29 protein-coding genes, 1 tRNA gene and 1 other RNA gene are annotated in these 24,202 nt (G+C 33.3%); 6 read left to right on the top strand and 25 right to left on the bottom strand.

The window, feature by feature from the left end:
* Window positions 1-27: 27 nt before the first annotated feature.
* The 23 genes from gcvH to ROY99_08070 form a co-directional block, all read right to left on the bottom strand.
* Window positions 28-408, bottom strand: a complete 381-nt coding sequence (gcvH, locus tag ROY99_08180) for a glycine cleavage system protein GcvH (protein MDT3696357.1) — start codon at window positions 406-408, stop codon at window positions 28-30.
* Window positions 409-440: 32 nt separating this feature from the next.
* The gene (gene accC, locus ROY99_08175; protein MDT3696356.1) at window positions 441-1,781 is read right to left on the bottom strand and encodes an acetyl-CoA carboxylase biotin carboxylase subunit; all 1,341 of its coding nucleotides are present in this window, start codon (window positions 1,779-1,781) and stop codon (window positions 441-443) included.
* 19 nt (window positions 1,782-1,800) lie between these two features.
* Window positions 1,801-2,265, bottom strand: a complete 465-nt coding sequence (accB, locus tag ROY99_08170) for an acetyl-CoA carboxylase biotin carboxyl carrier protein (protein ID MDT3696355.1) — start codon at window positions 2,263-2,265, stop codon at window positions 1,801-1,803.
* Between the two features lie 14 nt (window positions 2,266-2,279).
* Window positions 2,280-2,843 (bottom strand): elongation factor P, encoded by a 564-nt coding sequence (gene efp / locus ROY99_08165; protein ID MDT3696354.1) that lies wholly within the window; start codon window positions 2,841-2,843, stop codon window positions 2,280-2,282.
* Window positions 2,844-2,980: 137 nt separating this feature from the next.
* Complete coding sequence (locus ROY99_08160) at window positions 2,981-3,667, bottom strand: tetratricopeptide repeat protein (GenBank protein ID MDT3696353.1); 687 nt, start codon at window positions 3,665-3,667, stop codon at window positions 2,981-2,983.
* A 219-nt stretch (window positions 3,668-3,886) separates the two neighbouring features.
* Window positions 3,887-3,960, bottom strand: a tRNA-Arg gene (locus ROY99_08155).
* A 117-nt stretch (window positions 3,961-4,077) separates the two neighbouring features.
* Window positions 4,078-4,620 (bottom strand): class I SAM-dependent methyltransferase, encoded by a 543-nt coding sequence (locus tag ROY99_08150; GenBank protein ID MDT3696352.1) that lies wholly within the window; start codon window positions 4,618-4,620, stop codon window positions 4,078-4,080.
* A 62-nt stretch (window positions 4,621-4,682) separates the two neighbouring features.
* A complete protein-coding gene (locus ROY99_08145; protein ID MDT3696351.1) occupies window positions 4,683-5,309 on the bottom strand; it encodes a class I SAM-dependent methyltransferase in 627 nt (208 codons plus the stop codon).
* 13 nt (window positions 5,310-5,322) lie between these two features.
* On the bottom strand, window positions 5,323-6,276 hold the full coding sequence (gene trxB / locus ROY99_08140; GenBank protein MDT3696350.1) for a thioredoxin-disulfide reductase: 954 nt from the start codon (window positions 6,274-6,276) through the stop codon (window positions 5,323-5,325).
* A 156-nt stretch (window positions 6,277-6,432) separates the two neighbouring features.
* The gene (locus ROY99_08135) at window positions 6,433-6,777 is read right to left on the bottom strand and encodes a thioredoxin (GenBank protein ID MDT3696349.1); all 345 of its coding nucleotides are present in this window, start codon (window positions 6,775-6,777) and stop codon (window positions 6,433-6,435) included.
* Window positions 6,778-6,791: 14 nt separating this feature from the next.
* Window positions 6,792-7,064 (bottom strand): co-chaperone GroES, encoded by a 273-nt coding sequence (locus ROY99_08130; GenBank protein MDT3696348.1) that lies wholly within the window; start codon window positions 7,062-7,064, stop codon window positions 6,792-6,794.
* Window position 7,065: 1 nt separating this feature from the next.
* A complete protein-coding gene (locus ROY99_08125; protein ID MDT3696347.1) occupies window positions 7,066-7,326 on the bottom strand; it encodes a glutaredoxin domain-containing protein in 261 nt (86 codons plus the stop codon).
* A gap of 121 nt (window positions 7,327-7,447) precedes the next feature.
* On the bottom strand, window positions 7,448-8,494 hold the full coding sequence (locus ROY99_08120; protein MDT3696346.1) for a CehA/McbA family metallohydrolase: 1,047 nt from the start codon (window positions 8,492-8,494) through the stop codon (window positions 7,448-7,450).
* Window positions 8,495-8,676: 182 nt separating this feature from the next.
* On the bottom strand, window positions 8,677-9,276 hold the full coding sequence (locus ROY99_08115) for a tetratricopeptide repeat protein (protein MDT3696345.1): 600 nt from the start codon (window positions 9,274-9,276) through the stop codon (window positions 8,677-8,679).
* A gap of 222 nt (window positions 9,277-9,498) precedes the next feature.
* Window positions 9,499-9,804, bottom strand: a complete 306-nt coding sequence (locus ROY99_08110) for a hypothetical protein (protein MDT3696344.1) — start codon at window positions 9,802-9,804, stop codon at window positions 9,499-9,501.
* Between the two features lie 14 nt (window positions 9,805-9,818).
* Window positions 9,819-10,685 carry a diaminopimelate epimerase gene (dapF, locus tag ROY99_08105; GenBank protein ID MDT3696343.1) on the bottom strand — a complete coding sequence of 289 codons (867 nt, stop codon included), beginning with the start codon at window positions 10,683-10,685 and terminating at the stop codon, window positions 9,819-9,821.
* A 129-nt stretch (window positions 10,686-10,814) separates the two neighbouring features.
* The gene (locus ROY99_08100; GenBank protein MDT3696342.1) at window positions 10,815-11,171 is read right to left on the bottom strand and encodes a TM2 domain-containing protein; all 357 of its coding nucleotides are present in this window, start codon (window positions 11,169-11,171) and stop codon (window positions 10,815-10,817) included.
* A complete protein-coding gene (locus ROY99_08095) occupies window positions 11,164-11,532 on the bottom strand; it encodes a DUF2752 domain-containing protein (protein ID MDT3696341.1) in 369 nt (122 codons plus the stop codon). Before ROY99_08095 ends, ROY99_08100 begins: the two co-directional genes overlap by 8 nt.
* Window positions 11,533-11,665: 133 nt before the next feature.
* Window positions 11,666-12,026: a transfer-messenger RNA gene (ssrA, locus tag ROY99_08090) on the bottom strand.
* 43 nt (window positions 12,027-12,069) lie between these two features.
* Window positions 12,070-12,618: a cob(I)yrinic acid a,c-diamide adenosyltransferase gene (locus tag ROY99_08085; protein MDT3696340.1), complete on the bottom strand. Its 549-nt coding sequence runs from the start codon at window positions 12,616-12,618 to the stop codon at window positions 12,070-12,072.
* Window positions 12,619-12,621: 3 nt separating this feature from the next.
* Window positions 12,622-13,722, bottom strand: coding sequence for a glycine cleavage T C-terminal barrel domain-containing protein (locus tag ROY99_08080; GenBank protein ID MDT3696339.1), 1,101 nt, complete (start codon window positions 13,720-13,722; stop codon window positions 12,622-12,624).
* Between the two features lie 74 nt (window positions 13,723-13,796).
* Window positions 13,797-14,672 carry a hypothetical protein gene (locus tag ROY99_08075; GenBank protein ID MDT3696338.1) on the bottom strand — a complete coding sequence of 292 codons (876 nt, stop codon included), beginning with the start codon at window positions 14,670-14,672 and terminating at the stop codon, window positions 13,797-13,799.
* Between the two features lie 123 nt (window positions 14,673-14,795).
* A complete protein-coding gene (locus ROY99_08070) occupies window positions 14,796-16,160 on the bottom strand; it encodes a dipeptidase (protein ID MDT3696337.1) in 1,365 nt (454 codons plus the stop codon).
* 315 nt (window positions 16,161-16,475) lie between these two features.
* Here ROY99_08070 and ROY99_08065 point away from each other — a divergent pair, with 315 nt between their 5' ends.
* Entirely contained in the window at window positions 16,476-17,861 is a 1,386-nt protein-coding gene (locus ROY99_08065; protein ID MDT3696336.1) for an LptF/LptG family permease, read from the top strand.
* The gene (locus tag ROY99_08060; protein ID MDT3696335.1) at window positions 17,845-18,927 is read left to right on the top strand and encodes an LptF/LptG family permease; all 1,083 of its coding nucleotides are present in this window, start codon (window positions 17,845-17,847) and stop codon (window positions 18,925-18,927) included. The genes ROY99_08065 and ROY99_08060 overlap by 17 nt, the downstream gene beginning before the upstream one ends.
* 85 nt (window positions 18,928-19,012) lie before the next feature.
* On the opposite strand, the gene ROY99_08055 is transcribed toward ROY99_08060, so the two are convergent.
* Both ROY99_08055 and ROY99_08050 read right to left on the bottom strand, forming a co-directional pair.
* Window positions 19,013-19,339: a DUF3467 domain-containing protein gene (locus tag ROY99_08055; protein MDT3696334.1), complete on the bottom strand. Its 327-nt coding sequence runs from the start codon at window positions 19,337-19,339 to the stop codon at window positions 19,013-19,015.
* 6 nt (window positions 19,340-19,345) lie between these two features.
* Window positions 19,346-20,488 (bottom strand): tetratricopeptide repeat protein, encoded by a 1,143-nt coding sequence (locus ROY99_08050; GenBank protein ID MDT3696333.1) that lies wholly within the window; start codon window positions 20,486-20,488, stop codon window positions 19,346-19,348.
* A gap of 172 nt (window positions 20,489-20,660) precedes the next feature.
* Between ROY99_08050 and ROY99_08045 the strand changes: the two genes are divergently transcribed.
* The 4 genes from ROY99_08045 (at window position 20,661) to ROY99_08030 (ending at window position 24,183) form a co-directional block, all read left to right on the top strand.
* Window positions 20,661-21,758 (top strand): adenosine deaminase, encoded by a 1,098-nt coding sequence (locus ROY99_08045; protein ID MDT3696332.1) that lies wholly within the window; start codon window positions 20,661-20,663, stop codon window positions 21,756-21,758.
* Between the two features lies 1 nt (window position 21,759).
* Complete coding sequence (locus ROY99_08040; GenBank protein ID MDT3696331.1) at window positions 21,760-22,095, top strand: hypothetical protein; 336 nt, start codon at window positions 21,760-21,762, stop codon at window positions 22,093-22,095.
* Window positions 22,096-22,099: 4 nt separating this feature from the next.
* Window positions 22,100-23,758: a urocanate hydratase gene (hutU, locus tag ROY99_08035; GenBank protein MDT3696330.1), complete on the top strand. Its 1,659-nt coding sequence runs from the start codon at window positions 22,100-22,102 to the stop codon at window positions 23,756-23,758.
* Window positions 23,759-23,841: 83 nt separating this feature from the next.
* Window positions 23,842-24,183 (top strand): hypothetical protein, encoded by a 342-nt coding sequence (locus ROY99_08030; protein ID MDT3696329.1) that lies wholly within the window; start codon window positions 23,842-23,844, stop codon window positions 24,181-24,183.
* Window positions 24,184-24,202 lie beyond the last annotated feature (19 nt).

The raw sequence follows: 24,202 nt of genomic DNA, 5'->3' as shown, positions 1-24,202 counted from the left end.
TGTTTCTAAATTTTTTAACGATTGAGATTATTGACCAATTAAAGCTTGATAGGCTGCTGCATCCAACAATTCATTTAATTCAGAAGAATCGCTTATCTCAACCTTGATCATCCAGCCTTTTCCATAAGGATCAGAATTAACATCTTCAGGTGAATCTTTAAGAGCTTCATTAATCTGAATAACTTTACCTGAATATGGAGCGTAGATATCGCTGACAGTTTTAACCGCTTCTATCGTTCCGATTGAATCCCCTTTCTTTACTTCAGCAAGTGCTGGATCAATATCAACAAAAACCACGTCACCTAATTCGCCCTGTGCAAAATCGGTAACACCAATTGTTCCTGTTTTTCCTTCAATAAGGATCCATTCATGTTCTTTTGTGTATTTAAGATTATTTGGAATATTCATTTTATAGCCTTTAAATTTTTCTGAGTAATATGTTATTTATCTGTATTAAATTTATCTAAAAATCCGGTATCAAAATTTCCATTGATAAATCTTGGATCATCAAGAACTTTAAGATGGAAAGGTATAGTAGTTTTAATACCTTCGATCACAAATTCTTCCAAAGCTCTTTTCCCTCTTGCAAGTGCTCTTTCTCTGTTTTTTCCCCAAACAATTAATTTTGCTACTAAGGAATCATAATATGGCGGTATAGTATAGGATTGATAAATATGAGAATCAACTCTAACGCCGAATCCGCCCGGTAAATTAAGCGATGTTATCTTGCCGGGAGAAGGTCTGAAATTATTTTCAGGATCTTCAGCATTTATTCTGAACTCTATACTGTGACCATACGGCGGTATCGGAGCAGTATCAATCTTATTGCCTGCTGCAACAAGTATCTGCTGTCTAATCAGATCAACATTACAAACAGATTCAGTAACAGGATGCTCAACCTGAATCCTAGTATTCATTTCCATAAAATAGAAATTCTTATGTTTATCAAGTAGAAACTCAATTGTACCTGCGCCAAGATAATTAACAGTTTTTGCTCCTCTGATAGCTGCTTCACCCATTTTTTGTCTAAGCTGTTCTTCAAGTGCGGGTGATGGAGATTCTTCAATCAGTTTTTGATGTCTTCTTTGTATAGAACAATCTCTTTCGCCGTAATGATAAACGTTACCATATCTATCGCCCAATATCTGAATTTCCACATGTCTGGGATTTTCAATATACTTTTCAATATATACATCCGGATTACTGAAAGCAGCTTCGGCTTCGGTTCTGGCAGTTTGAAAAGCCTTTTCAAATTCTTTCTCTTCCCAAACGATTCTCATACCCTTTCCGCCGCCACCTGCAGAAGCTTTAATGATTACCGGGAAACCAATTTCACGGGCAATCTTAATCGCCTCATCAAGCTCACCAACAACTCCATCACTTCCAGGAACAACCGGAACATCATTTTTTTTCATAGTATCTTTAGCAAAAGATTTGTCACCCATTGCCCTGATCATTTCTGGAGTTGGTCCAATAAAAGTAATTTTTGATTCTGCGCATATTTCGGAAAAGTCTGCATTCTCTGCAAGAAATCCGTAACCGGGATGAATTGCATCAGCACCAGTAATTTGTGCAGCAGAAATTACAGAAGGGATTTTAAGGTAACTGTCCCTACCAAGTGCTGGTCCTATACAAACAGCCTCATCAGCAAAAGTAACATGTAATGAATCACGATCTGCTTCTGAATAAACTGCAACGGTTTTTATCCCAAGTTCCTTACAAGTACGGATAATTCGTAAAGCAATTTCACCACGATTGGCAATTAGGATTTTATTAAACACAGCTTCTCGTATTTAATGATTAGCTTTTCTCAATTAAGAATAATGGTTGATTATATTCAACCGGTTTTCCGTTATCAACAAGGATTTTAACTATCTTACCGCTAACATCACTTTCAATCTCATTCATCAGTTTCATAGCTTCAACGATACATAGAACTGTGCCTGATGATACAACATCACCAACCTGAACATAAGCATCTGCATCTGGAGCAGGCGCTCTATAAAATGTTCCTACAATAGGAGACTTAATTTCATGAAGGTTTGATGTTACTTCAGCAGATTTTTTCTCTTCGGATTTTACTACCGGTGTAATATTCTGCTGACTAACCTGAGATGTAGAAGAAGCCGCAGGTATTGCAACGGCTTGTGTTACACGCACCTTTTTAGCAAGTTTAACTCGAATACCGTTTTCTTCTACTTCAAGGTCTGTAACCTGACTTGCTTCCAGAATCTTGATTAGTTTTTTTATAAGATTTAGATCCATTTTGTTTCCTTTATTTAGGATTTAACTCTTTCAACATACTCGCCGGTACGTATATCTATTTTAATTACATCATCAGTATCAATAAATAACGGAACACTAACAGTTGCTCCTGTTTCCATCTTTGCAGGTTTAAAAGTATTAGTTGCAGTATTACCACGGAACCCCGGTTCAGTTTCAACAACTTTGAGATAAGCAAATATCGGAGGTTCAACAGTTATTATTTCATCACCATCAAAAAGGATTTCAATTTCTTCACTGCCTTTTAAGTAATCAACAGAATCTCCAAATAAAGCGACAGGAACATTAATCTGTTCGTAAGTTTCATTGTCCATTAGTACAAGAAAATCAACTTCGCTGTAAAGATATTGGAATTTTTTCCTTTCGACTCTAATAATTTCTATAGATTCGCCGCTTCTAAATGTATTATCCAAAACTTTACCAGATTTAAGATTTTTTAATGTACTTCTTACAAAAGCACCCCCTTTACCTGGTTTAACATGTTGAAACTCAACTATTAAAAATGGATCATTTTTAAAGCGAATAATTAGTCCATTCCTGAAATCAGAAGTATCAGCCATAAGCCTTTAATAATTTGTGAAAATTGATTGAAAAAATAGAGATAGATGTTTCTAATGTCAAGAATTACTTTTTGTTGATTTTTAATAAAAAACCGTGAAAAAATCCACGGTTTTAATAATAAATATGTAAAAACAAGCTAATTTAGCTGAGAGAGGTATCTATCCACCTGTGAGGCAACCATTGAGGTTTTGTATTCATCTTTTATCGTCTCAAACAATGTTTTTGCCTGCTCTTGATCTCCGGCTTCAAAATAATTAACTGCTGCCTGATAAATATAATCTGCATTACGTACATCTTTTTTAATTACTCTTGATGCATTCAGATATAAATCAGCAGCTTTTTTATACTCATCTTTCAAAGCGTAATAAGAAGCTTGCCCAGCAAGAGAAGCTGAAATAAAGATATCAATATCACCACTATAATCATCATAGTACTTAAATGCATCATCTGTTTTACCAAGATTAGAATAACAGTTTGCAAGATAAATCTTGGCTGTTTCACCATTTTCTGTACTGCCGTATTCGGCTACAATATCTTTTAAGCCAAGCAGCTTTGTATCTTTTCTGCCTTCTATTGCACCAAGATAATCTCCCGAATCATACATATCCATAACTTTTGATAAATGATATCCGGCTTCTTCATTCTGATCACTACGATAATTCAAGAATAATATCACAGCAATAATAACAACAGCAACTGCACCTACATACATCATTATCCTGTTTTTATTTTCTTCAAAGAAAGCTATTGACTTATAATAATACTCAACAAGTTTATCTTCTTTGATTTGTTTTCTTGAAAGCTTTTTTTGTTTGGTTAGCATTCCTTTTTCCTGTTCTGATTATAAAAACTGGCGCAAATTTAACACTAAATACCCTAATGTTCCAAGGGGTTATTATTAGTAGTTTATTAAAAATTGAATCTCATAATTAATGTCATTCACATAAAAGCAAGAGTCTTTTATATAATCAAAATACCCTTTTCTGCACACGAATGAAAAACCGCATTTATTATAAATCTCTGATTCTTAATTATTAAAATGTACGCCCGGCAGGATTTGAACCTGCAACCTTTGGAACCGGAATCCAACATTCTATCCAGTTGAACTACGGGCGCATTTATTTGTTTTTTTCACATTTCTAATTTAATCAGAAAACACAATTAAAGCTTCAAATATTTTTGTTAAATGGGTTAAGAAAATGAAAAGTGTAAAGGTTTGTTGTGTTTTAACCCTTACTTAATAAAATGATATAGTACAAGATTCTTCAATGGTATAATTTGAATTTGTGAAAACCCTGCTTCTTCAGAAAGCTGTTTGAGAAATTCTTCTTTTAATCTATGCTCAATCGGTGGTCCGGATTCTTCAACGATATATTTATATTCTAAAATAGAAACCTGCCGGACAGCAACTCTTTTAGATTCCTGCAAAGCTTTGATATAATCATCAACCTCGTGAAAAATCACTCCCATAAAAACTAAGTCAAAAGTGTTATCATCAAAAGGAAGTTCTTCTGCATGTGCAATTCTAAATTCTACATCAGGTAAATGAACTTTTGCGGCAGTTAACATTTCGGGATTAATATCAATCCCAGTAACTTTTTTGTTAAGTTTATAAAATCCCTCAGCAAATAAACCGCTGCCTGTTCCTATATCTAAAACAGAATTTATTTTTTTATGATCTAGACAAAGCTCCACAACTCTTTCTACTTCTAAGCGCTCAATTCTTTCGGGTGACCTTAATCTTTCAATTCCATTATTATAAACTCTATTATTCATTTCTTTTCCTTTATCTCAAATAAACTTATTGATTTTAAATTTATGTTCTAACTTTAATAATATTAAATAGTTTTGGGGTGCTCCAGAACAAGCACCTGACTTGTTGAAGGAGTATGCTTCAGTTCAAAAATTATATTCAATTCTGCTTTGTTTGCTAAGTTGATAAGACCGTTATTTGCAGCGAAGTCTTTAAAATTTCTGTAGTGTTCTCTGCCTGCAAAGCACTCTACCAGTTCATTTAATACACTCCAAAATCCCTTCTTTACAGGCACAAGATAATCACCAATAATTATTTTATCAGCAATGGAAGACATTTCTTTAAGTAAATTAATTCTTTCTTCTGGATTAACCTCGTGAATAACATAAGTCATAACAGCATAATCAAAATGCTGATTTGTTTTTGCTAATTCCGACAAGCTGGAGTGAATAAAAGAGATTTTTGAGTTAGGATTTTTCTCAAGTGTTCGTTTTGCAGTGTTTATATTTTTTTCAGATAAATCTATCCCAACAACTTTAGCTGCTTTATCAGCTGCTAAAAAAGAAAACCTTCCAGTTCCGCAGCCAACATCAATCACTGTAGAATTTGGCTGAATATTCTTTTTAATTTCGCCAAACATTCTATCCTGGTTAGGAGCGATAAACTTATCGTAGAACCAACCATCATACCAGTGATTTTTAGTTTGATTCATTTATAACTTCTGACTAAGCAAGTTCATATTCAGCCATTTCTTTTTTAATATTATTGATATACTCGGAGGCACTCAGTGCGGCAATTGTTCCATCGGCAACTGCAGTAGTTACTTGTCTGTATTTTTTTTGAATTGAATCACCAGCGGCATACACACCTTGAATATTAGTCTTCATATTATTATCAACAATTATTTCATTCCAAGTATTAAGTTCAATTTTCCCTTGTAATAATTCCGTATTTGGAACATATCCGATAAATACAAATACTCCATCAATTTTTAATTCACTTGTTTCATTAGTTCTTTGATTTTGGATCTTTACTCTCTCAAGTTTTTCATTTCCAACAAATTCAACAATCTTTGATTCTATTATAAAATTGATCTTATCATTTCTTTTTGCTTCTTCAACATAATGATCCAAAGCCTGAAAGTGATCAAATTGATGGACAATAGTAACTTTAGATGCATATTTGGTTAATGAAACTGCTTCTTCCAAAGCAGAGTTTCCGCCTCCGACAACTATTATTTCTTTATCTTGAAAAAAATCACCATCGCAGGTAGCACAATAAGAAATCCCTTTACCTTTAAAATCTTCTTCACCTATTGCACCAATCATTCTTGATTTACCACCTGTTGCAATAATAACCGCATTAGAAGTATAAACATCTTTATTGTTAACAACTACTCTTTTTAATCTACTATTAAGTTCAAGAGAAGTAATCTTAATATTTGATTTAATCATACATCCGAATTTTTGTGCTTGTGTTTTCATCGTTCTTGCAAGAGTATATCCGCTTACATTTTCAACACCCGGATAGTTTGCTATCTCGTGTGTAAGAACCATCTGTCCGCCGACAGCTCCTTCATTCAAAATCAAAGTATTCATCTTTGCTCTTGAAAGATAAATCCCTGCAGTTAAACCAGCGGCACCAGCACCGATTATTATTGCATCAAAATGATTTTCCATAATAGATCTCTTTCTCTTTTATTACGCAACAAAACTTTATGAAGATATTATTAAAATAAATTATCTATTCATCCAATTGAAGAAATTAAATAATCTGCAGCCAAGCAGTTTATTGACAACAGACTAGTAACAAAGCAGCTTACTGAGAGCGCTTTGTTACTTTCCAAAATGTTCATCCAGAATATCTGTAATCTGATCTTTAGACTGAATACTGCTTGTTGCTTTTACAACTTTTCCATTCTTATAATAAATTGTAAACGGCAATCCCTGAAAACCCCTGGTTTCAGGTAAATTTCTTATTACCTTTGCATCAGGTGAATCAAATTCCATATCAGCAAATTTTATATTCTTATATTCTTCTTCCAGCTCTTCCATAACTTCGTAAACAGGTATGCACATCGGGCCCATTCTGCCGCAGCATATCATCACATTTTCATTGTTGCTTAATAATTCTGAATGCTCAGATTCAGATGTAATATGAGTAAGATTTGTATTTAACATTTTATATCCTTTTTTTAATCTTCAATTACTGCAAGAATATCTGATCTTTGTAAAATTCTGTATTCTTTACCGTTCATTTCAATCTCATCACCACCGTATTTAGCAAATAGAACTTTATCGCCTTCTTTGATCTTTTCTTTAAGGTCTTCATCTGTTCCGATGGAGATAACCAAACCAACACGAGGCTTTTCTTTCGCAGTGTCTGGAATTATTAATCCTGATGAAGTTTTTTCTTCTGTTGGCAGTGGTTCAAGTAAAATACGATCATCTAATGGTTTAATTTTCATTTTATTCCCTTTGGTTTTTAATGTTTAACATCTGATTAATTTTATTTCTGTCGAAACCGATTACTGGTTTATTATCAATCAGGATAACCGGCACTCCCATCTGCCCTGTTCTGCGCATCATATCTCTTGCGGCAGATTGATCTCTGGAAACATCAACATCTGTAAACCTTATATTCTTTTCGCGAAAATATCTTTTTACCTGATTACAGAATGTGCAGGTAGGAGTTGAAAATACTATAACTTTGTGTTGTGGTGCTGCCATTTAAAAACAATAATTATTTTTTGTGAGGATGTGATTCAGAGAATCAAAAAAAGATTCAGTCTTAAAATGAGGATTAAAAAGGTTTGTCTAATATCAAAGACTATGAAAATAAAATTGCAGATTAAATATTTATTCTTATATGATTTGAGTAAATCCAGGCTCTGTTATCTTTAAATACTTCCACTCTGTATGCACCTTTTTTACTAACAATAAATTCTGCACCTATTCCCTTTTCAGTTTCAATTAGTTGCCCGTTTCTGAGCAGTTTTATTTCTGCATCTTCTGCAGGAAGTAATACTTTAAGAATAATATCTTTGGAATCCGGAATTGTTTCACCCATTTGATATTTCTTACCATTCTTTTCTGCATAAAACCTAAAACCTTTTGATTCTGCAACGTAGTCATTAGCAACAAAGCACTTACCATCTCTTAAAGCATTATAGATTTTTATTTTTGCTGATTCAACATCTTTACTGCTTTTGCCCTTTTTAATCGGTTCATCAATAAGAATGTGTGTACGTATTGACCTGAATAAAACCTTATATGGAAAAATTTCTACTTCAAGAAACCCAACAAGATTGTACTTGTGTGCATGCGCATCTACTCCGCCAATACCAACTACTTTTCTTTTTATGTTTAATTCGTCCCAAAGTTTCAAAGTTTCTTTTGGCGGAGCAACAATAGTTCTTAAAGGATGAAGAAAAGATCTGTATTTATTTTCCTCAGTAAGATTTTCGACCCATTCAGACATATGATTCCAGATTTCAATTCCAGTAAAATCTTCTGTATCCCATTCAGTCCAAGGGTATGCAGGATGCTCTTTGTGTTGACGTTTTTCATGCGGATGAGCCAAAAAACCAATACCGCCAAGTTCCTTTACTTTAGCTACATATTTTTTTGCAGGTGTTCGAGTTGAGAAAGCTTCATTAATTCCAAATGCAAGGTAGTGGTTTTTATTTTCTTTATCATTGATTTCACAGCCGACAAGCAGCAAAGTATTCCCATACCACTTTTCGTATCCTTCCTGTAAAGCCCTTAATGTATTATGATCAGTAAGTATGATAAAATCCAAACCGATTTCATCAGCAAACTTTGCAATATCTGACACCTCTCCTGTTCCATCCGAAAAAGTCGAGTGCATATGTAAAGCGCCTATATATTCAAACATTTGTATATTCTATTATTCAAAACAAAAATATAGATAAAATTATACTAACGAAAGGAAGTTAAAATACTCGTTAATAAAAATGAAGTTATACAAAAATAGTATTGGTTAAAATTCTTAAGAAATGGAAAGACGATTTTTAATAATTCATTTATAACTCAAAACATTCTGATAAAAATAAAACTCTAAAGTTTTTCCAAAGATTTTTTTGCCAGTACAGCTATTGTATCTGTTGGATGTTCTCTTATCAGTTTATTCCATATTTCTTTAGCTTTTTCTTTATTCCCTTTTCTGATTTCGGAAGCTCCAAGATTATAACAAACCATTGGGTCATCAGGGAATAAATTATACATCTCTCTGGTTATCAGCTCAGCTTGCTGGAAATTCTTCTGATGGTAGTAAATATAAGTCATAGTAAAGTAAATATCTTTTCTGGATTTATCTTTTGCAATTATTCTTTTATAATACTCAAGCGCATCATCAGGCTGATGTGCAGTTAAAAGCATATCTGCATATTCTCTTACTTTCAGAGTGTCGTTGGGATTCTCATCAACATCTTTTTTCATTGAAGCTAATTTTTTTTTAATTTCTTCAGTAACCAATCCGCCGGCAGGATTTTGCATCATGCCATGACCAAGTCTTTTATGAATATTATCATCCGGCATTTTTTTATTTGCAATATTATCAGATAACTTACCCTCATCTGAAAACTGAGTAAGCATTATTACTGTAACAACTGCAATTAAGATTACTATAGCATAAAGATATATTGGTTTGAATTTCATTAATTACTCCAAAGATACTACTGCAGCAAAGTGCAATTATTTACTGAAACAGATTTTTTTAATGGTATTAAATAACACTTCGTTTTAATTATTACAAGCGTAATATAACAGTAAAAGCTGTTTATAAAACGATAACAATTGTTTCATCTTTTAATAAATTTATAATTAATTATTCTGAAAAGAGAAAAGCAAAAAAGATGGGTCTCTTTCAAGACCCGAATATTATTCTTCTGGTAGTTGAACAAGTGTGTTATATTTAGTTGATTTGTCCACAGCCATACCGGTTATTTTATCAATCAAAATATTAATTCGCTCATCATTTAAGTCATCAAAAGCTTCATAGGCTTCCATTGATGTAAAAGTATAAAGCTCCTGAAAAGCAGCCGACTTCCCCTTGACTTCATAGACAAGGTACGATTCAAGTCCTTCAGCTTTAAGCAAATTTTTTAATTCTCTTATAACTTTTAAATACTCATCTCGTTTTTCAGGTAAGATTTCATATTGAATAGTGAACAGAACTTTTGACATTTTTTCTCCAATTATTAAAAAAATAAATTTCTATTTACCAACCCTTCAAAAACAATTTTAGCTGGTCCGGTTATTGAAATATCTTCAACTTTTTGATTAACAATATTAAAGTTAACAATCAAATTATCTCCGCCAAAAGTTTTTAGAGTTATTGGCGGATTAAATTTTTCAGCCAAATGTAAAATTATCGCAGAAGCGACCGAGCCTGTTCCGCAAGCAAGTGTTTCATCTTCAACACCTCGTTCATAAGTCCGGATATAAATTACATTTTCTTTTATCTGAATGAAATTAACATTTGTACCATCGGGTTTAAACTGATCGTGAAATCTAATCTCCTGCCCTAATTGAAACACCGGGATATCACTAATATCATTAAATGATATTTTCTTTTTAGATTGCCCATCAAAAATATCATCCATCTTTATAACAACGTGGTGTGAACCGGTATCCACGAAGGAAAAATTAATTACTTTATCAGATGTTCTCAGCTCTTTATTTAATAGAATATTCTTTGGCGTATTCAGGTTAAATTTAATTATCTGATCATCTATTACTTCACCCGAATACTCAATATCATCAACTACAAAAGAAGCATAATTATTTTTCAGGCGTTTAGAAAAATGAGCAAATCTAATAGAACATCTTGCCCCATTCGCACATAAACTTCCGGCTAAACCATCAGAGTTAAAATAACTCATTCTGAAATCATAACCAGCAGCATCATCAATAATAATTAACCCATCAGCCCCAATACCAAATCTTCTATTACAAAGTTTGCGGATATCTTCTTTTTTCAAAACAACATCAGGATTCTTTTTTCTATCAATAAAGATAAAATCGTTACCTGCACCGGTCATCTTTGTAAAATAAATCTTAGACATTTATCTGCAAATTTAATTTAATGCAGTAAGCTTTTCAATAAAAATATTTATTAAAAATCTTAAAATTTTTGGGAGAGTAAATAAAAATTTACCTGCGGAAAAAAATTCCCGCAGGATAATTACGAAGTGTTATTTAACTGTCTGCTTAACCATCAAAGAGACCTGTTGTGCAACAATAGAATTATATTCAAAGCAGAGTTTTCTGTGATTGATAAGATCTACGATTGTACCTATCGCACACAATCCACCGGTTAAAAAATACAGAATACCCATGCCAACCTGATTAAGCATAAATCTATGTATGCCGGCAACTCCTACAAATCCGATTAATGCTAAAATTAAAATTGTAGTTGGATCTTTTCTTCTTGCACTATACGCCATAGCAAACTGCTGAGCTTGAGTATCAGTCATATCATTGATAAGACTTTGAACATACTGCATTTCTTCCCCTTCCAGAGTTGGTAATAACTGAAAAATATTAGGCATAACTGCTCCTTGATTTTGTTGTTGATTTAGTAGATTTGTAATTAAAATGAATCAGTGAAAATATTCTGTATAAAATGATTAAAATTGCTGGTAAGCCAAGTAAATGTGTATAAAATGATTCCAAAAAATATCCGTGAAAAAGCAGTGATATTGAGTTACCAAGTCCACACCCTGGGCAATGCTCAAATCCTAAATTTGCTAATGGACAAATCGTAAAGTGCTGGTTGAAGGGATCGTTAAAAAATGCCAGATAAAGTAAAGCAGATATCCATACAATGACTTCAATACCAATTAACTTTAATGAATTAATTGATTTATGAAAAAAAAGTATAAGAGAATGTTCTTTAGTATTATTTTGCATTTAAGTTTGAATTTCTGAATTAAACTTAACTATTATAGAAAATTAATACAATTGTCCGATGATGATTGGTATATTTTTATCGGTGATCAGCTTAAATTTTAAGACTAATAATCAAACAAAAAATAAACAATTTCAGTGGAGGTGGCGGGAGTCGAACCCGCGTCCGAAACTAAGATCCAAAGAACTTCTACATACATAGTCTGTCTTTTATTTTAGCTTAAAGTTACTCGCCAGACTGAGATCACTTTAAACCTGCCTGCTAAAAATTCGCTTCATCTGCACAAGCAACAGAATCGGCTATTGTATCTAAACGGCGTTCAGTCTTAGCCCGATACAAGAGGATAAGGTGAACGGCTGTTAATTATTAATTAAGCAGCTAAGGCGTAATTATTTTCGCCAGTTATTATTTTTTCCCAATTCTTTAACGTGTCTTTGGGGAACACGGTATGCAATTCTAAGTCTCTTTAATCCCGTCGAAACCAAAATTCACCCCCCTTTTTTGTTTACTGTAATTATTCAATTATTAAAATACAAAACTCAGGGTATCCATTTTGTATCAGGAATGTTTGAGTACTTATTCTCAAAACGTGAAAGAACGAAAAACAGATCAGATAATCTGTTCATAAATATAATAATATTGTTGCCAATTTCTTCTGAATTACTTAATTCCACAATTTCTCTTTCGGCTCTACGGGTAATTGTTCTGCAAACATGTAATAGAGCCGCACCTTTTGAGCCGCCAGGAAGTATGAACTTTTTTAATACTTCAAGCTGCGATTCAAATTTATCAATAAGGATTTCAATCTCACTAGTAAAACTATCAGGTGTGCGAGTAATCTTTAATTTCTTATTTTTTTCAGTCTGCGGTGTTGCAAGATCAGCACCCACAATAAAAAGTTTTGGTTGTAAATCCATTAATATTGTTTTTACATCTTCACTGTTAACAACTGTAATAGCATAGCCAATAAAAGAATTTAATTCATCAACAGTACCATAAGCTTTAATTCTTTTAGAGAACTTTGGAACTCTCTCACCTCCAAACAAACCAGTTTGACCATTATCGCCTGTTTTAGTATAAATTTTCATTAGTTACTGTCTCTGAGGAAGTTCGTTAACAACTACTTCGAAAGATTTAGTTTCGTTTTTTGCTAATACTTTTGTTCCCTGAACAGCAAATGGATTTTTTACAAACCCTAATGCAATACTTTTCTTAAGCTTTGGTGAAAAAGCAATTGATGTAATATTCCCTATTTCATTTTTCTCAGCATCAAATAAAACAAATTTCTCATCTGCTTCAATTGGTTCTGAGAAACACATTCTTATAAGATTTTTTTGATTCAAATCATTATTGTTTAACCTTGTAATAACTTCCTGTCCTATATAGCTGCCTTTCTTAAAATCTATCAATTCAAATAATTTTACTTCGTAAGGATTCATCATATAATTAATTTCATTTGGTTCAGATGGAATACCATTTTCAATCTTATAGACATTATAAGCATCTTCACCAATTAGATTAAAATCAAAAGGTCCTTTATTTTCTACCAAATAATTAATTAATTTTTTGCTGTTTTCATGTTCAGCAAGTATCCAAAATTTCGAAAATCCTTTTAAATCAGTAAATCTGGCTAAAAAGAACAAAACACCTTCAGCATTTACAACTTTAAACGAATTTACAGGTATTGAGTTAATAGAATCTCCCACAAACATAGAAAGAAAAGATTCTGATTGTGGTCCCATAACTTCAAAAATATTAAATCTATGGCTTGCATCACTAACTTTAATATCATCCCCGATAATGTATTTATTTATCCAGCTTAACACCTTGGGTTTACTGAATATACTTGTAACAAGTAAAAGATAGCTCTCAAAGTTTAGTACTGTTGAAACACCAATTATCAAACCTTTTTCTGATGTAAAGATTGTTGACCGAATTTCTTCTTTACTTAAATTAGTCATAGAATTTGTCGAGATTCTATTGAGAAAATTCAGAGAATCAACCCCTTTAAGTTCAACAATCCCAGATGTATTCATATACCTTAAACCGGTTCCATTATTCAAACTAAAGATTTCGTTCTCGACAGTAGTAAAACTCTTAATAACTTCCATCTGATCTAAAGTCTGAATATCAGCTCCAAAAGAAGAAAAAAAATCAATCATATCTTGACTTAAATTATCCATTTCGAACATTCAATCTCCATAATTCTATTTGATTTTGCGGATTAAGAAACTAGAAAAAGTGTTGTACAAAGATAAGAAAATTTCTAATAACGGCGAGTTTGTTTTTTATTACGGGTATTGATGTAAACAGTATCTTTCTCGTCCCAGATAAATCCAACTGAATCCTTTGAATAAACCTTGTCCGAAAGATTATAAAAGATATGTTCATAATAATCAGGATAATTATCATTATTAATGTTAGCCAAAGTGCGTTTGAAACTTGTGCCCGAATAAGTCATTAATAAATGAGGAAAATTTTTAATGTTATTGATGATAAAATAATTATAATTTATATGCCCAACCCCTTGAGCATAATGAAAATTATTTTCAATGAAGTAGATATTTTTATCTTTCCAGGTTTTAAGTTTTATACCATTGAATCCACCATGCGAAGGAATCGGAGCTTCCCAGATTTTAACAAGATTCTGATTACTGCATTCAAATAGGACGAGATACAAAAAGGGTGTACCAAGATTTGTACTATCAAGATCTATAAAACTTTGCTCATAACCGATAATATTGCTTGGCTCAATCAGTCTCTCGCCGGGTCTTGAGGATGCTATTGCCGCATAAACATATTTATTACCATCAGTGTTTGTATAATAAATTAAAGCTGGTTTTGGAATATTGTAAGTAAGTGTTCTGTCAAAATTTAATAGGTAGGTGCCTGAAGGATAGTTATTAAGAATGAATTCAACAACAGCTATGGTATCGCAGGGAGATCGCTCTTTTGCTTTTTGTTTCATCACATCAAGATTATAGCGTTGGATATCTGCATCCTTGCTTAAATCATAGGCAGCTTGTTCCTGATAATTAACTTTTTCCTGTTTTGCTTGTTTGCTTTCACAGCTTAACAAAAGTAAAAGTATCAGAAGAATAATCGGATAAATTAACGATGATAGTTTAATATGTTTTAGCATCACTCAGATGATAACAACATCTATGCCCTTTTCTAAAAAAAACAAGCCCCGAAATTTTTATTAAAAACTGATTTCAGGGCTTCTCTATTATTTTATTTTTAGAATTATCTTAGAATAAAACAATTATTGAGCATATTCCTTAAAGAAATAAGCTGAACTTTTTATTCCAAGTTGAAAATGGTTTAGATTAAAATGTTCATTTGGTGAATGCAGGTTTTCAGTATTCAATCCTAAACCCATTAGCACAGGTGATGCTTTTAATGTATTTGCAAATTCTACTACAATAGGAATTGACCCGCCTTCTCTCATAAACACAGTTTTTTTGCCAAAAGCAAGCTGCATTGCTTTAGCTCCTGCAATAGTAGCTTTATCATCCAATGGTGTAATAACAGGATAACCTCCGTGCAACGAAGTTACTTTAATTTTTACTTCTTTGGGTGCAATTTTCTTAATATGTTTTTCAAAAAGTTTGGCAATTTTCTTAGGGTCCTGATGCGGAACTAATCTCATACTGATTTTAGCTGTGGCTTTTGATGGGATTACAGTTTTGGCTCCCTGCCCTGTAAAACCACCCCATATTCCATTGCAATCCAATGTTGGACGCGCCCAAATTCTTTCAAGAGTTGTATATCCTTTTTCACCTGTAAGATTTTTTAAACCTATTGCTGCTGCCCATTTTTTTTCAGAAAACTTTAATGCCTTAAAATTTTCTCTTTCTTGTTTTGACAGCTTCAGTACATCATCGTAAAAACCAGTGATTTTAATCTTACCATCATTATCAATAAGCTGTGAAATCATTTTAGTTAAAACATTAATTGGATTAGGAACTCCGCCTCCAAAGGTTCCGGAATGCAAATCTCTTGATGGACCAGTAACCTCAACTTCCATATAACACAAACCGCGCAAGCCATAAGTAATTGTAGGAACACCGGGTGCAAAAAGTGCTGTATCCGAAATCAAAACTGCATCGCATTTTAAGAGATTTGAATTTTCATTAAGAAATTTTGAAAGATTTGTGCTGCCAATTTCTTCTTCACCTTCAATTAAAAACTTAATGTTAAGCGGCGGATTACCGTGTGTTTTAAAGAAAGCTTCGACACTTTTAATGTGCATATAAACCTGACCTTTATCATCAGTAGCACCTCTTGCAAAAATATTATCCCCAACAATTGTTGGTTCAAATGGGGGCGATGTCCATAGTTCAATAGGATCAACTGGCTGAACATCATAATGTCCGTAAATCAGTACTGTTGGTTTTCCCGGAGCACCGAGCCATTCGCCATAAACCAAAGGATGCCCTTCTGTCTGAAATATCTCCACCCTGCTTAAACCAGCTGCTTGCAGCTTATCAGCAACGAATTTTGCAGCAGTCTGCATATCACTATTGTTTTCAGGCAGTGTACTGATACTCGGAATTTTTAAAAAATCTTTAAGTTCATCTACATATTTGTCCCTATTATTTTCTATATAATCAATTACTTCTTTCAATTGAATATCTCCTCTCTTTCCTGAGAATTTATATTAATAATTTAAATGTGAACAGTAATAACATTACTACCTATTTCTAAACTCAATGATGCCAATATGATATCAGTGTAGCAAATACTTTGTATTATAGTATTTGTAACACCATATTTATAAAAATGATTTCTTTCTAACTATCTAAATCGGATTGGCTCCTAAAAACTTTAACAGCACCACAAAAAATTGAAAACTGACTTTGAAAAAATAATAATTTGAGAGCAATTATTACAGTAAAACTGCAGTCTTGTTAAACTTTTTTTGCTTAAGTATCTTTGATTGATGATTTTATTTAGATACATATTAAAAGCACATTTTTTACCTTTTGTTTTTTCACTGGTAACTCTTATATGCATTTTCCTACTGCAGTTTCTTATGAGGTTTGCTGACCGACTTGTTGGGAAAGGATTGGATAGCTGGGTTATTGTAAAGCTTATCGTTTATAACTTATCCTGGATGGTAGTATTAGTTGTTCCGATGGCTTCTCTGGTTGCAACATTAATGGCTTTTGGTAGTCTGAGTCAGAACAATGAAATAACAATTATGAAATCATCCGGCGTTAGTCTTTACAAAATGATGATTTCTCCTCTGCTTGCAAGTGTAGCAGTGGCAGTTCTTCTTTTCCAGTTCAATAATGATGTACTGCCGGATGCTAATCATCAGGCTAAAATTTTAATGAGTGATATCTCGCGTACAAAACCAACTTTATCACTTGAGCCTGGTTTTTTCTCTCAGGAAGTTGATAACTATGCAATACTTGTAAGATCAATCAACCAAAATACAAACTGGCTTTATCATATAACTATTTACGATCACTCAAATGGTGCAAAAATAAATGTTGTTACGGCAGACAGTGGAAAAATATTTTTCTCTAAGGATCTTTCTAAACTGATAATGGATCTTTACCACGGTGAAATCCACGAATCAGATGTTCAGAATACTACTTTATACAGAATACTCGAATTTGAGAAACATATGATTACAATGAAGGGAGATCAGTTTTCATTGCAGCAATCAGGACCTGCTTCCAGAGGAGAAAGAGAATTAAGTGTACAGGATATGCAGTATATAACAGATAGTTTAAAAGTTATTTTAGCAAATAATTACAATTCGTATATAAAAGATTCAAGGAAACTTTTTTTCATAGATACTTCAAAATCTGTTGTAAATAATATTGAGAGCACCATCGGCAGAAATAAAGAGCTGACTTTATACCGGTCAATTGAAAAAGTAAGAACAAATAAAAATACTTTACTTTCCAGTTTTAGCAGGATGGAATGGACCCAAAGAGAAATAGAAAAATATGAAGTTGAGATTTATAAAAAATATGCCTTACCTGTTGCTTGTATTATTTTTGTTTTAATTGGTGCGCCGCTTGGTGTGATGGTTAGAAAAGGAGGCTTTGGAGTTGCTGCAGGAATTAGTCTTTTTTTCTTTCTTATTTATTGGGCATTTTTAATCGGCGGTGAAAAACTTTCGGAGCGCGGTTTCTTTTCACCATTTATAGGAATGTGGGCTGCAAATATTTTACTTGGAGTCTCAGGTATTATCCTTATCATCGTAACAAACAAAGAAACAAAGACACTTACTTTTACTTTCCTCAAATTAATAATACCAAAACGCTTCAGACAAAAAGATATTTATACTGAGAATGAAAATACTAGATAAATATCTTGTTAAACAGTTTATTCAAACAATTGCTTTCGGTTTACTGGGATTTACCATAATCTTTATTGTTATTGATGTAATGGAAAACCTTGATGACTTTATTGATCAGAAAGTACCTGCTTTAATTGCATTGCACTATTATATTGTTTTTTCACCTGAAATAATCAGACTGATGACTCCGGTAGCAGTTTTGTTTGCCGCGCTTTTTACAGCTGGTAAAGCTGCTAATCTTAGTGAACTTACCGCTATTAAAGCCTGTGGAGTAAGTCTGTTCAGATTTATGCTGCCGTTTTTAATCACTACTTTTTTTATCAGTTTGTTTTCGATTTATTTCAGTGGGTTTGTTGTTCCTATGGCAAATAAGACTAAACTGAGTATTGAACAGGAATACTTAAAAAAGAATTTATATTTTGCCGGAAGTAATATTTTCTTTCAGGATTCTAAAAAAAGAATTGTCAGTATTTCTTTTTTTGATGTAAATTCAAACCGGGCAAACAGAGTCAGCATTCAGGATTATGATCCAAATAATCTTAAACAAATGACATCAAGGATTGATGCAGTTTCCTTGCAGTATGATTCGCTTAAACATACCTGGACTGCTTTTAACGGGATCAAAAGAGAGTTTTTTAGACGACAGCAAAAAGCTGAGTATTTCACAAGTATGGAAATTGAAAATCTGAATTTTTCTCCGTCTGACATTCTCAAAAAACAAACAAGACCTTCAGAAATGAATTTAACAGAGCTCAACGAATTGAAAAGGTCACAGCAAGCTGCTGGAAATGATCCTACATCAACATTGATTGAATATCACTCAAGAATTGCTTTTGCTATGACAAGTGTTATTGTGGTGCTGTTTGGATTACCGATTTCTGCTAATAAGAGAAAAGGTGGTGTTGCTTCACAAGTTGGATTGAACATATTAGTTACATTTCTATATTTAGTGTTTATGAAGATTAGTCAGGCATTCGGGAAGAATGGTGCATTAAACCCAGTACTGACAGCTTGGTTTGCAAATTTTATTTTTCTTGCTGCAGCGGCACTTAATCTTTGGAGAGCAAGAAAATAATGAGCTGTCAGTAATCAATTTAACTGAAATAAATCTTCACAAAAAAAGCCGGTGTTTAAACCGGCTTTAATGTTTACTGGTAAACTCAATTTACCTTCTCCCCGCTTTTAGGTGGAACAAAACCATATATTGGATTTTGTCCGGTATCAATTTTAATCTCACCAAACTTTGATTCATACTTTTCTATATTATCTATCAAAGCTTTCATCAACATCTTTGCATGCTGCGGTGTGGTAATAATTCTGCTATGTACTTTGGCTTTGGGAATGCCCGGAACAATTCTGGTAAAATCAATAATAAACTCCGCAGACGAATGCGAGATGATTGCTAAATTGGAATAAATTCCCTCAGCTTCTTTTTCACCAAGCTCAATATTTAATTGTTGACCTTGTGGTTGTTTAGTTTGATCCATAATTTTTTATCTCATTTCATCAGCCTTTTTGAAAGCGTTGGCTGCTTCTTCCTGCATTCCAAGAACCGAGTAAACTCTTCCTAAAAGTTCCCAGGTTTGTGCAGTAGCTTCTTTCATTTGAACAGCTTTTTCTAAATAAGGTAAAGCTAACTGATATTTAGCTTTATATTCATCTGATACTTTGCCCTCTTCATCAGCTTTTTTATTAAGATATGTTCCCCACTTAAGGTAAGTAACCCCAAGGTTATAAATAGCATTATCATATTCAGGATCAATTTCAACTGCTTTCTTAAATTGTTCTTCAGCACCAGCAAAATCTTCAATGCCTAACAATAATACTCCATAATTATAACGATAGTATTTATTTTGAGGATCTGACTCAACTCCCTTCTTAAATGGTTCAATAGCTTCATTAGTTCTGTCTGCACCAATATAGGCATTAGATAAAGTAAGCAGCAGATCCGAGTGGTTTGGATATTGTTTCAATCCTTCTTCCAAAACTGAAATTGCTTTATTGAATTCTTCTTTAGCTTTCGCATCTTCGCCCTGATTTTTCAAATTGGTTCCGTTTACGTAATATATTTCACCGAGAAATTTATATCCATCGAGAGCTTTTTCTTTTTCGATTAATTTCTTTAACGGATCAACCGCAGCATCATTATCACCTTTACTCAAATACACAAAAGCAAGATTTTTATAAGTATCACCCGAGTCTGGTTCAATTAAAATGGCTGAATGAAATTCAGCAATTGATTTATCAAAGAAAACCTGAGCACTATCGCTGTTTGTGGTTTTAACTCCTCTTTGATATAAACCTACACCTTTATTAAAAGACTGTGCCCAAAAATATTTTCTGGAATCAATGATATTCTTTTCAAAATTTTTACTAAGTGCTAAAGATTTATCATAGTTCTGAACCATATCGCTGAAACTGCCTTTTTCACCATAAACATAGCCCATCAGATAGAAGCCTTCATCACTTTTAGGATTCTTAGTGATTTCTTTTTGAAGTACATCTATAGCTTTATCCCAGTTTTTCTGCTGTATATATAATCTGGCACTTGTAATTTCTGTTGATCCGCACTGATAGCCAACAAAAACCAAACTGAACATTAAAAATGCAGCTACAATTAGTTTTGAGTTTTTCATTTCATCTCCGATTTTGTCTTAAACTTATTTAATTCCTCAAAAGTCGAGTTTTATGATTCAAAGATACAAACAATTTTTAAAATATATAGCTAAAAAATAGCTGTTAAATTTTGTATTAAATTGATTTTAGAGCCTTAATAGGATATTTTTTGATGTAAAAAAAAGGTTTACTTTGACAACTGAAGAAATCATCAAAACAATTCCAAAAGTTCTGCTGCACGATCATCTTGACGGTGGATTGAGACCTCAAACAATTATTGAACTTGCCAGAGATCTTAAGTACACAAAACTGCCCACTACTAATCCAGAACAGCTTGCTGAATGGTTCTATCGCGGGGCAAATAAAGGAAATCTGGTTGAATACTTACAAGGATTCGAACACACAACTGCTGTTATGCAGACAAAAGAAGGATTGGAACGAACTGCGTATGAAATGATTGAAGATATGCACAAAGATGGCGTCGTATATGTTGAAACAAGATTCGCTCCAGTATTTCACAGACAAAAAGGATTATATTACGAAGATTCTGTTAATGCTGTTCTTGCTGGTTTGGAAAAAGGAAAAAAAGATTTTGGTGTTGGTTTCGGGCTTATCTTATGCGGAATGAGAAATATGAAAGACACTCTTGATATTGCTGAACTTGCTGTTAATTTCAGGAATGATGGCGTTGTTGGTTTTGATCTTGCTGGTGAAGAAGGCGGATATCCGCCTAAAAAACATATTGAAGCTTTCCAATATATTCAAAGAGCAAATTTTAACATTACAATTCACGCAGGAGAAGCATTTGGTAAAGATTCTATCTGGCAGGCAATTCAATGGTGCGGCGCGCATAGGATTGGTCATGCAACAAGACTTATTGAAGATATAGTTTTCGATTCAAATAAAAATGTAGTAAAGTTTGGTGAACTTGCTCAATATATTTTAGATAAAAGAATTCCGCTTGAATTGTGTCTGCTTTCTAACCTGCACACCGGAGCAGTTGATAAATTAGAAAACCATCCTTTTGGAATGCTGTATAAAGAAAAATTTCGTGTTACACTTAATACAGATGACAGATTAATGAGCAATACAACTATGACAAAAGAATTTTTAACTGCTATCGAATACTTTGGATTAGGTTTTGATGATTTTGAAAAGATCACAATTAACTCAATGAAATCAGCATTTATTCCATATAAAGAAAGACTGCATTACATTTATAATGTAATTAAACCGGGTTATCAGAAAATAAGAGAAAAAATATTATCATTTAACAAACTGAAAAGGTAAAATGAAAAAACTGTTCACTAACTATAATTTTGAATTTGATAAGAACGAAAAAAAACTGATCATTAATTTCAGTAAACAGGTTCTTAAACAAGTAGCCGGTGATAGTAAATTTTTCGCCGAAGAAAAAGCATTTAATTCAATTATAGAAAAACTAAATCAAAGTGATGATGTAATAAAGTTTACAAAAGATGAAAAAACAAGATTGACTAATCAGTTAAAACAGAATTCAGATTTTATGAAAAAGAATATGAAGAAAAGCTGGTTTCTTAAAAAATGGCTTTACAAATCTCTTTATAATCAATATGATAACCTGTTAGAAAAGCACTTTAAGGATTAAAATAATGTCAACAAAAGAAAAAACTATAATTGCACCCATAGGCACAAAAATTACCTGCAAAGGCTGGATTCAGGAAGCCGCAATGCGAATGTTAATGAATAATCTTCATCCTGATGTTGCAGAAAATCCTGCTGAATTAATCGTATATGGCGGAAAAGGAAAAGCCGCAAGAAATTGGGATGCTTATGAAGCAATAATCGAAAGTTTGAAAAACCTGGAGAATGACGAAACATTACTAATCCAATCCGGCAAGCCTGTCGGAATTTTCAGAACCTATTCAAATGCGCCCAGAGTAATTATCTCCAACTCGATGCTTGTGCCTGATTGGGCTAACTGGGATGAGTTCAGAAGACTTGAACAGCTTGGTTTAACTATGTATGGACAAATGACCGCCGGAAGCTGGATTTATATCGGTACGCAGGGTATTCTTCAGGGTACTTACGAAACTTTTGCAGAAGCAGCTAAAAAATATTTCGGCGGCTCTTTAAAAGGTAAATTTGTTTTAACCGCAGGACTCGGTGGAATGGGCGGAGCTCAGCCGCTTGCAGCTACATTTAACGGTGCAGCATTCCTTGGAGTTGATGTTGACCGTTCAAGAATTCAAAAGAGAATTGATACAGGCTACTGCGATGTTATAACAGATAATCTTGATGAAGCATTAAAGATTGTTCTTGATGCTAAAGAAAAAGGAGATGCAGTTTCTGTTGGTTTAATCGGTAATGCAGGCGAAGTTCATCACGAAATATTAAAACGCGGAATAACTCCTGACATTGTTACTGATCAAACATCCGCACATGATATGTTAAACGGCTATGTGCCTATGGGAATGACTTTTGAAGAGGCACTTCAGCTAAGAAAATCAAATCCTGAAAAGTATATTGCCCTATCCCGTAAAACTGTTGTAAAACATGTTGAAGCAATGTTGGAGTTCCAAAAACGCGGCTCAATAACTTTTGATTATGGAAACAATATCCGCGGCGAAGCAAAGGAAAACGGTTTAACAAATGCTTTCGAAATTCCGGGTTTTGTTCCAGAATTTATTCGTCCGCTTTTCTGTGATGGCAAAGGTCCATTCAGATGGGCAGCATTAAGCGGAGATCCAAATGATATTTATGTAACCGATCAGGCAATAAGAGAAACTTTTCCGGATAATAAACTTTTATTAAACTGGATTGATATGGCACAGAAGAAAGTTCACTTTCAAGGATTACCTGCTCGTATTTGCTGGCTTGGCTATGGTGAACGTGCAAAGATGGGAAGGATATTCAATAAACTCGTTGCCGATGGAAAAGTAAAAGCACCAATTGTAATCGGAAGAGATCATCTTGATTGCGGTTCTGTTGCATCGCCAAACCGTGAAACCGAAGGAATGATTGACGGCAGTGATGCAATTGCAGACTGGCCGATATTAAATGCTTTAATCAACGCTATCGGCGGTGCAAGCTGGGTTTCTGTTCATCACGGCGGCGGTGTCGGTATCGGTAAATCTATTCACGCCGGGATGGTAGTAGTTGCTGACGGTTCAAAGGAAGCTGAAGAAAGATTAGAAAGAGTTCTTACTTATGATCCTGGTATGGGCATTATGAGACACGCTGATGCTGGTTATAAGCAGGCTGTTGATAACGCAAAGAAATGGAATGTTAAAATTCCTATGTTAAAATAAATGTCATTGCGGTCCCGAATCTTCGGGAGAAGCAATCTGTTGTAAAGTTATGGACTCCCCCTTTTGCGGGATGACAAAATGAAATGAAAATTGTTTTAAAAAATATTTTATTTATCACTCTATCAATTGTTTTATTTAATTCAACATTAATAGCTCAGGATAAAAATAAAATTGATTTTGAATCTTGTACTTATAATGGCTATCCGCTGCACGGGAAAATTAAATTTGTGGAGAGTTTTCCCGATATAAAAGTTCAGATAGTTGATTCATTTCCTGACCTTAAAGTAAAAATTGTAAATTCATTTCCTGATGATTGCGGTGAGTGGCAAATTGTAGAATCATTTCCGGATGTTAAAATAAAGATTGTAGATTCGTTTCCGGATATTAAAATAAAATTTGTTGAGTCGTTTCCAGGTAAACCATAGAACAATAATTAATATTAAC

The organism is Ignavibacterium sp., from assembly GCA_032027145.1.
Lineage (GTDB): Bacteria > Bacteroidota > Ignavibacteria > Ignavibacteriales > Ignavibacteriaceae > IGN3.
This window is presented reverse-complemented; position numbering and strand designations above follow the sequence as displayed.

What these genes read in the sequence shown, in the direction of transcription:
- gcvH (MDT3696357.1), bottom strand. Translation starts at nt 408, where the DNA reads ATGAATATTCCAAATAATCTTAAATACACAAAAGAACATGAATGGATC.
- accB (MDT3696355.1), bottom strand. Translation starts at nt 2,265, where the DNA reads ATGGATCTAAATCTTATAAAAAAACTAATCAAGATTCTGGAAGCAAGT.
- efp (MDT3696354.1), bottom strand. Translation starts at nt 2,843, where the DNA reads ATGGCTGATACTTCTGATTTCAGGAATGGACTAATTATTCGCTTTAAA.
- ROY99_08160 (MDT3696353.1), bottom strand. Translation starts at nt 3,667, where the DNA reads ATGCTAACCAAACAAAAAAAGCTTTCAAGAAAACAAATCAAAGAAGAT.
- ROY99_08150 (MDT3696352.1), bottom strand. Translation starts at nt 4,620, where the DNA reads ATGAATAATAGAGTTTATAATAATGGAATTGAAAGATTAAGGTCACCC.
- ROY99_08145 (MDT3696351.1), bottom strand. Translation starts at nt 5,309, where the DNA reads ATGAATCAAACTAAAAATCACTGGTATGATGGTTGGTTCTACGATAAG.
- trxB (MDT3696350.1), bottom strand. Translation starts at nt 6,276, where the DNA reads ATGGAAAATCATTTTGATGCAATAATAATCGGTGCTGGTGCCGCTGGT.
- ROY99_08135 (MDT3696349.1), bottom strand. Translation starts at nt 6,777, where the DNA reads ATGTTAAATACAAATCTTACTCATATTACATCTGAATCTGAGCATTCA.
- ROY99_08130 (MDT3696348.1), bottom strand. Translation starts at nt 7,064, where the DNA reads ATGAAAATTAAACCATTAGATGATCGTATTTTACTTGAACCACTGCCA.
- ROY99_08125 (MDT3696347.1), bottom strand. Translation starts at nt 7,326, where the DNA reads ATGGCAGCACCACAACACAAAGTTATAGTATTTTCAACTCCTACCTGC.
- ROY99_08120 (MDT3696346.1), bottom strand. Translation starts at nt 8,494, where the DNA reads ATGTTTGAATATATAGGCGCTTTACATATGCACTCGACTTTTTCGGAT.
- ROY99_08115 (MDT3696345.1), bottom strand. Translation starts at nt 9,276, where the DNA reads ATGAAATTCAAACCAATATATCTTTATGCTATAGTAATCTTAATTGCA.
- ROY99_08110 (MDT3696344.1), bottom strand. Translation starts at nt 9,804, where the DNA reads ATGTCAAAAGTTCTGTTCACTATTCAATATGAAATCTTACCTGAAAAA.
- dapF (MDT3696343.1), bottom strand. Translation starts at nt 10,685, where the DNA reads ATGTCTAAGATTTATTTTACAAAGATGACCGGTGCAGGTAACGATTTT.
- ROY99_08100 (MDT3696342.1), bottom strand. Translation starts at nt 11,171, where the DNA reads ATGCCTAATATTTTTCAGTTATTACCAACTCTGGAAGGGGAAGAAATG.
- ROY99_08095 (MDT3696341.1), bottom strand. Translation starts at nt 11,532, where the DNA reads ATGCAAAATAATACTAAAGAACATTCTCTTATACTTTTTTTTCATAAA.
- ROY99_08085 (MDT3696340.1), bottom strand. Translation starts at nt 12,618, where the DNA reads ATGAAAATTTATACTAAAACAGGCGATAATGGTCAAACTGGTTTGTTT.
- ROY99_08080 (MDT3696339.1), bottom strand. Translation starts at nt 13,722, where the DNA reads ATGTTCGAAATGGATAATTTAAGTCAAGATATGATTGATTTTTTTTCT.
- ROY99_08075 (MDT3696338.1), bottom strand. Translation starts at nt 14,672, where the DNA reads ATGCTAAAACATATTAAACTATCATCGTTAATTTATCCGATTATTCTT.
- ROY99_08065 (MDT3696336.1), top strand. Translation starts at nt 16,476, where the DNA reads ATGATTTTATTTAGATACATATTAAAAGCACATTTTTTACCTTTTGTT.
- ROY99_08060 (MDT3696335.1), top strand. Translation starts at nt 17,845, where the DNA reads ATGAAAATACTAGATAAATATCTTGTTAAACAGTTTATTCAAACAATT.
- ROY99_08055 (MDT3696334.1), bottom strand. Translation starts at nt 19,339, where the DNA reads ATGGATCAAACTAAACAACCACAAGGTCAACAATTAAATATTGAGCTT.
- ROY99_08050 (MDT3696333.1), bottom strand. Translation starts at nt 20,488, where the DNA reads ATGAAAAACTCAAAACTAATTGTAGCTGCATTTTTAATGTTCAGTTTG.
- ROY99_08040 (MDT3696331.1), top strand. Translation starts at nt 21,760, where the DNA reads ATGAAAAAACTGTTCACTAACTATAATTTTGAATTTGATAAGAACGAA.
- hutU (MDT3696330.1), top strand. Translation starts at nt 22,100, where the DNA reads ATGTCAACAAAAGAAAAAACTATAATTGCACCCATAGGCACAAAAATT.
- ROY99_08030 (MDT3696329.1), top strand. Translation starts at nt 23,842, where the DNA reads ATGAAAATTGTTTTAAAAAATATTTTATTTATCACTCTATCAATTGTT.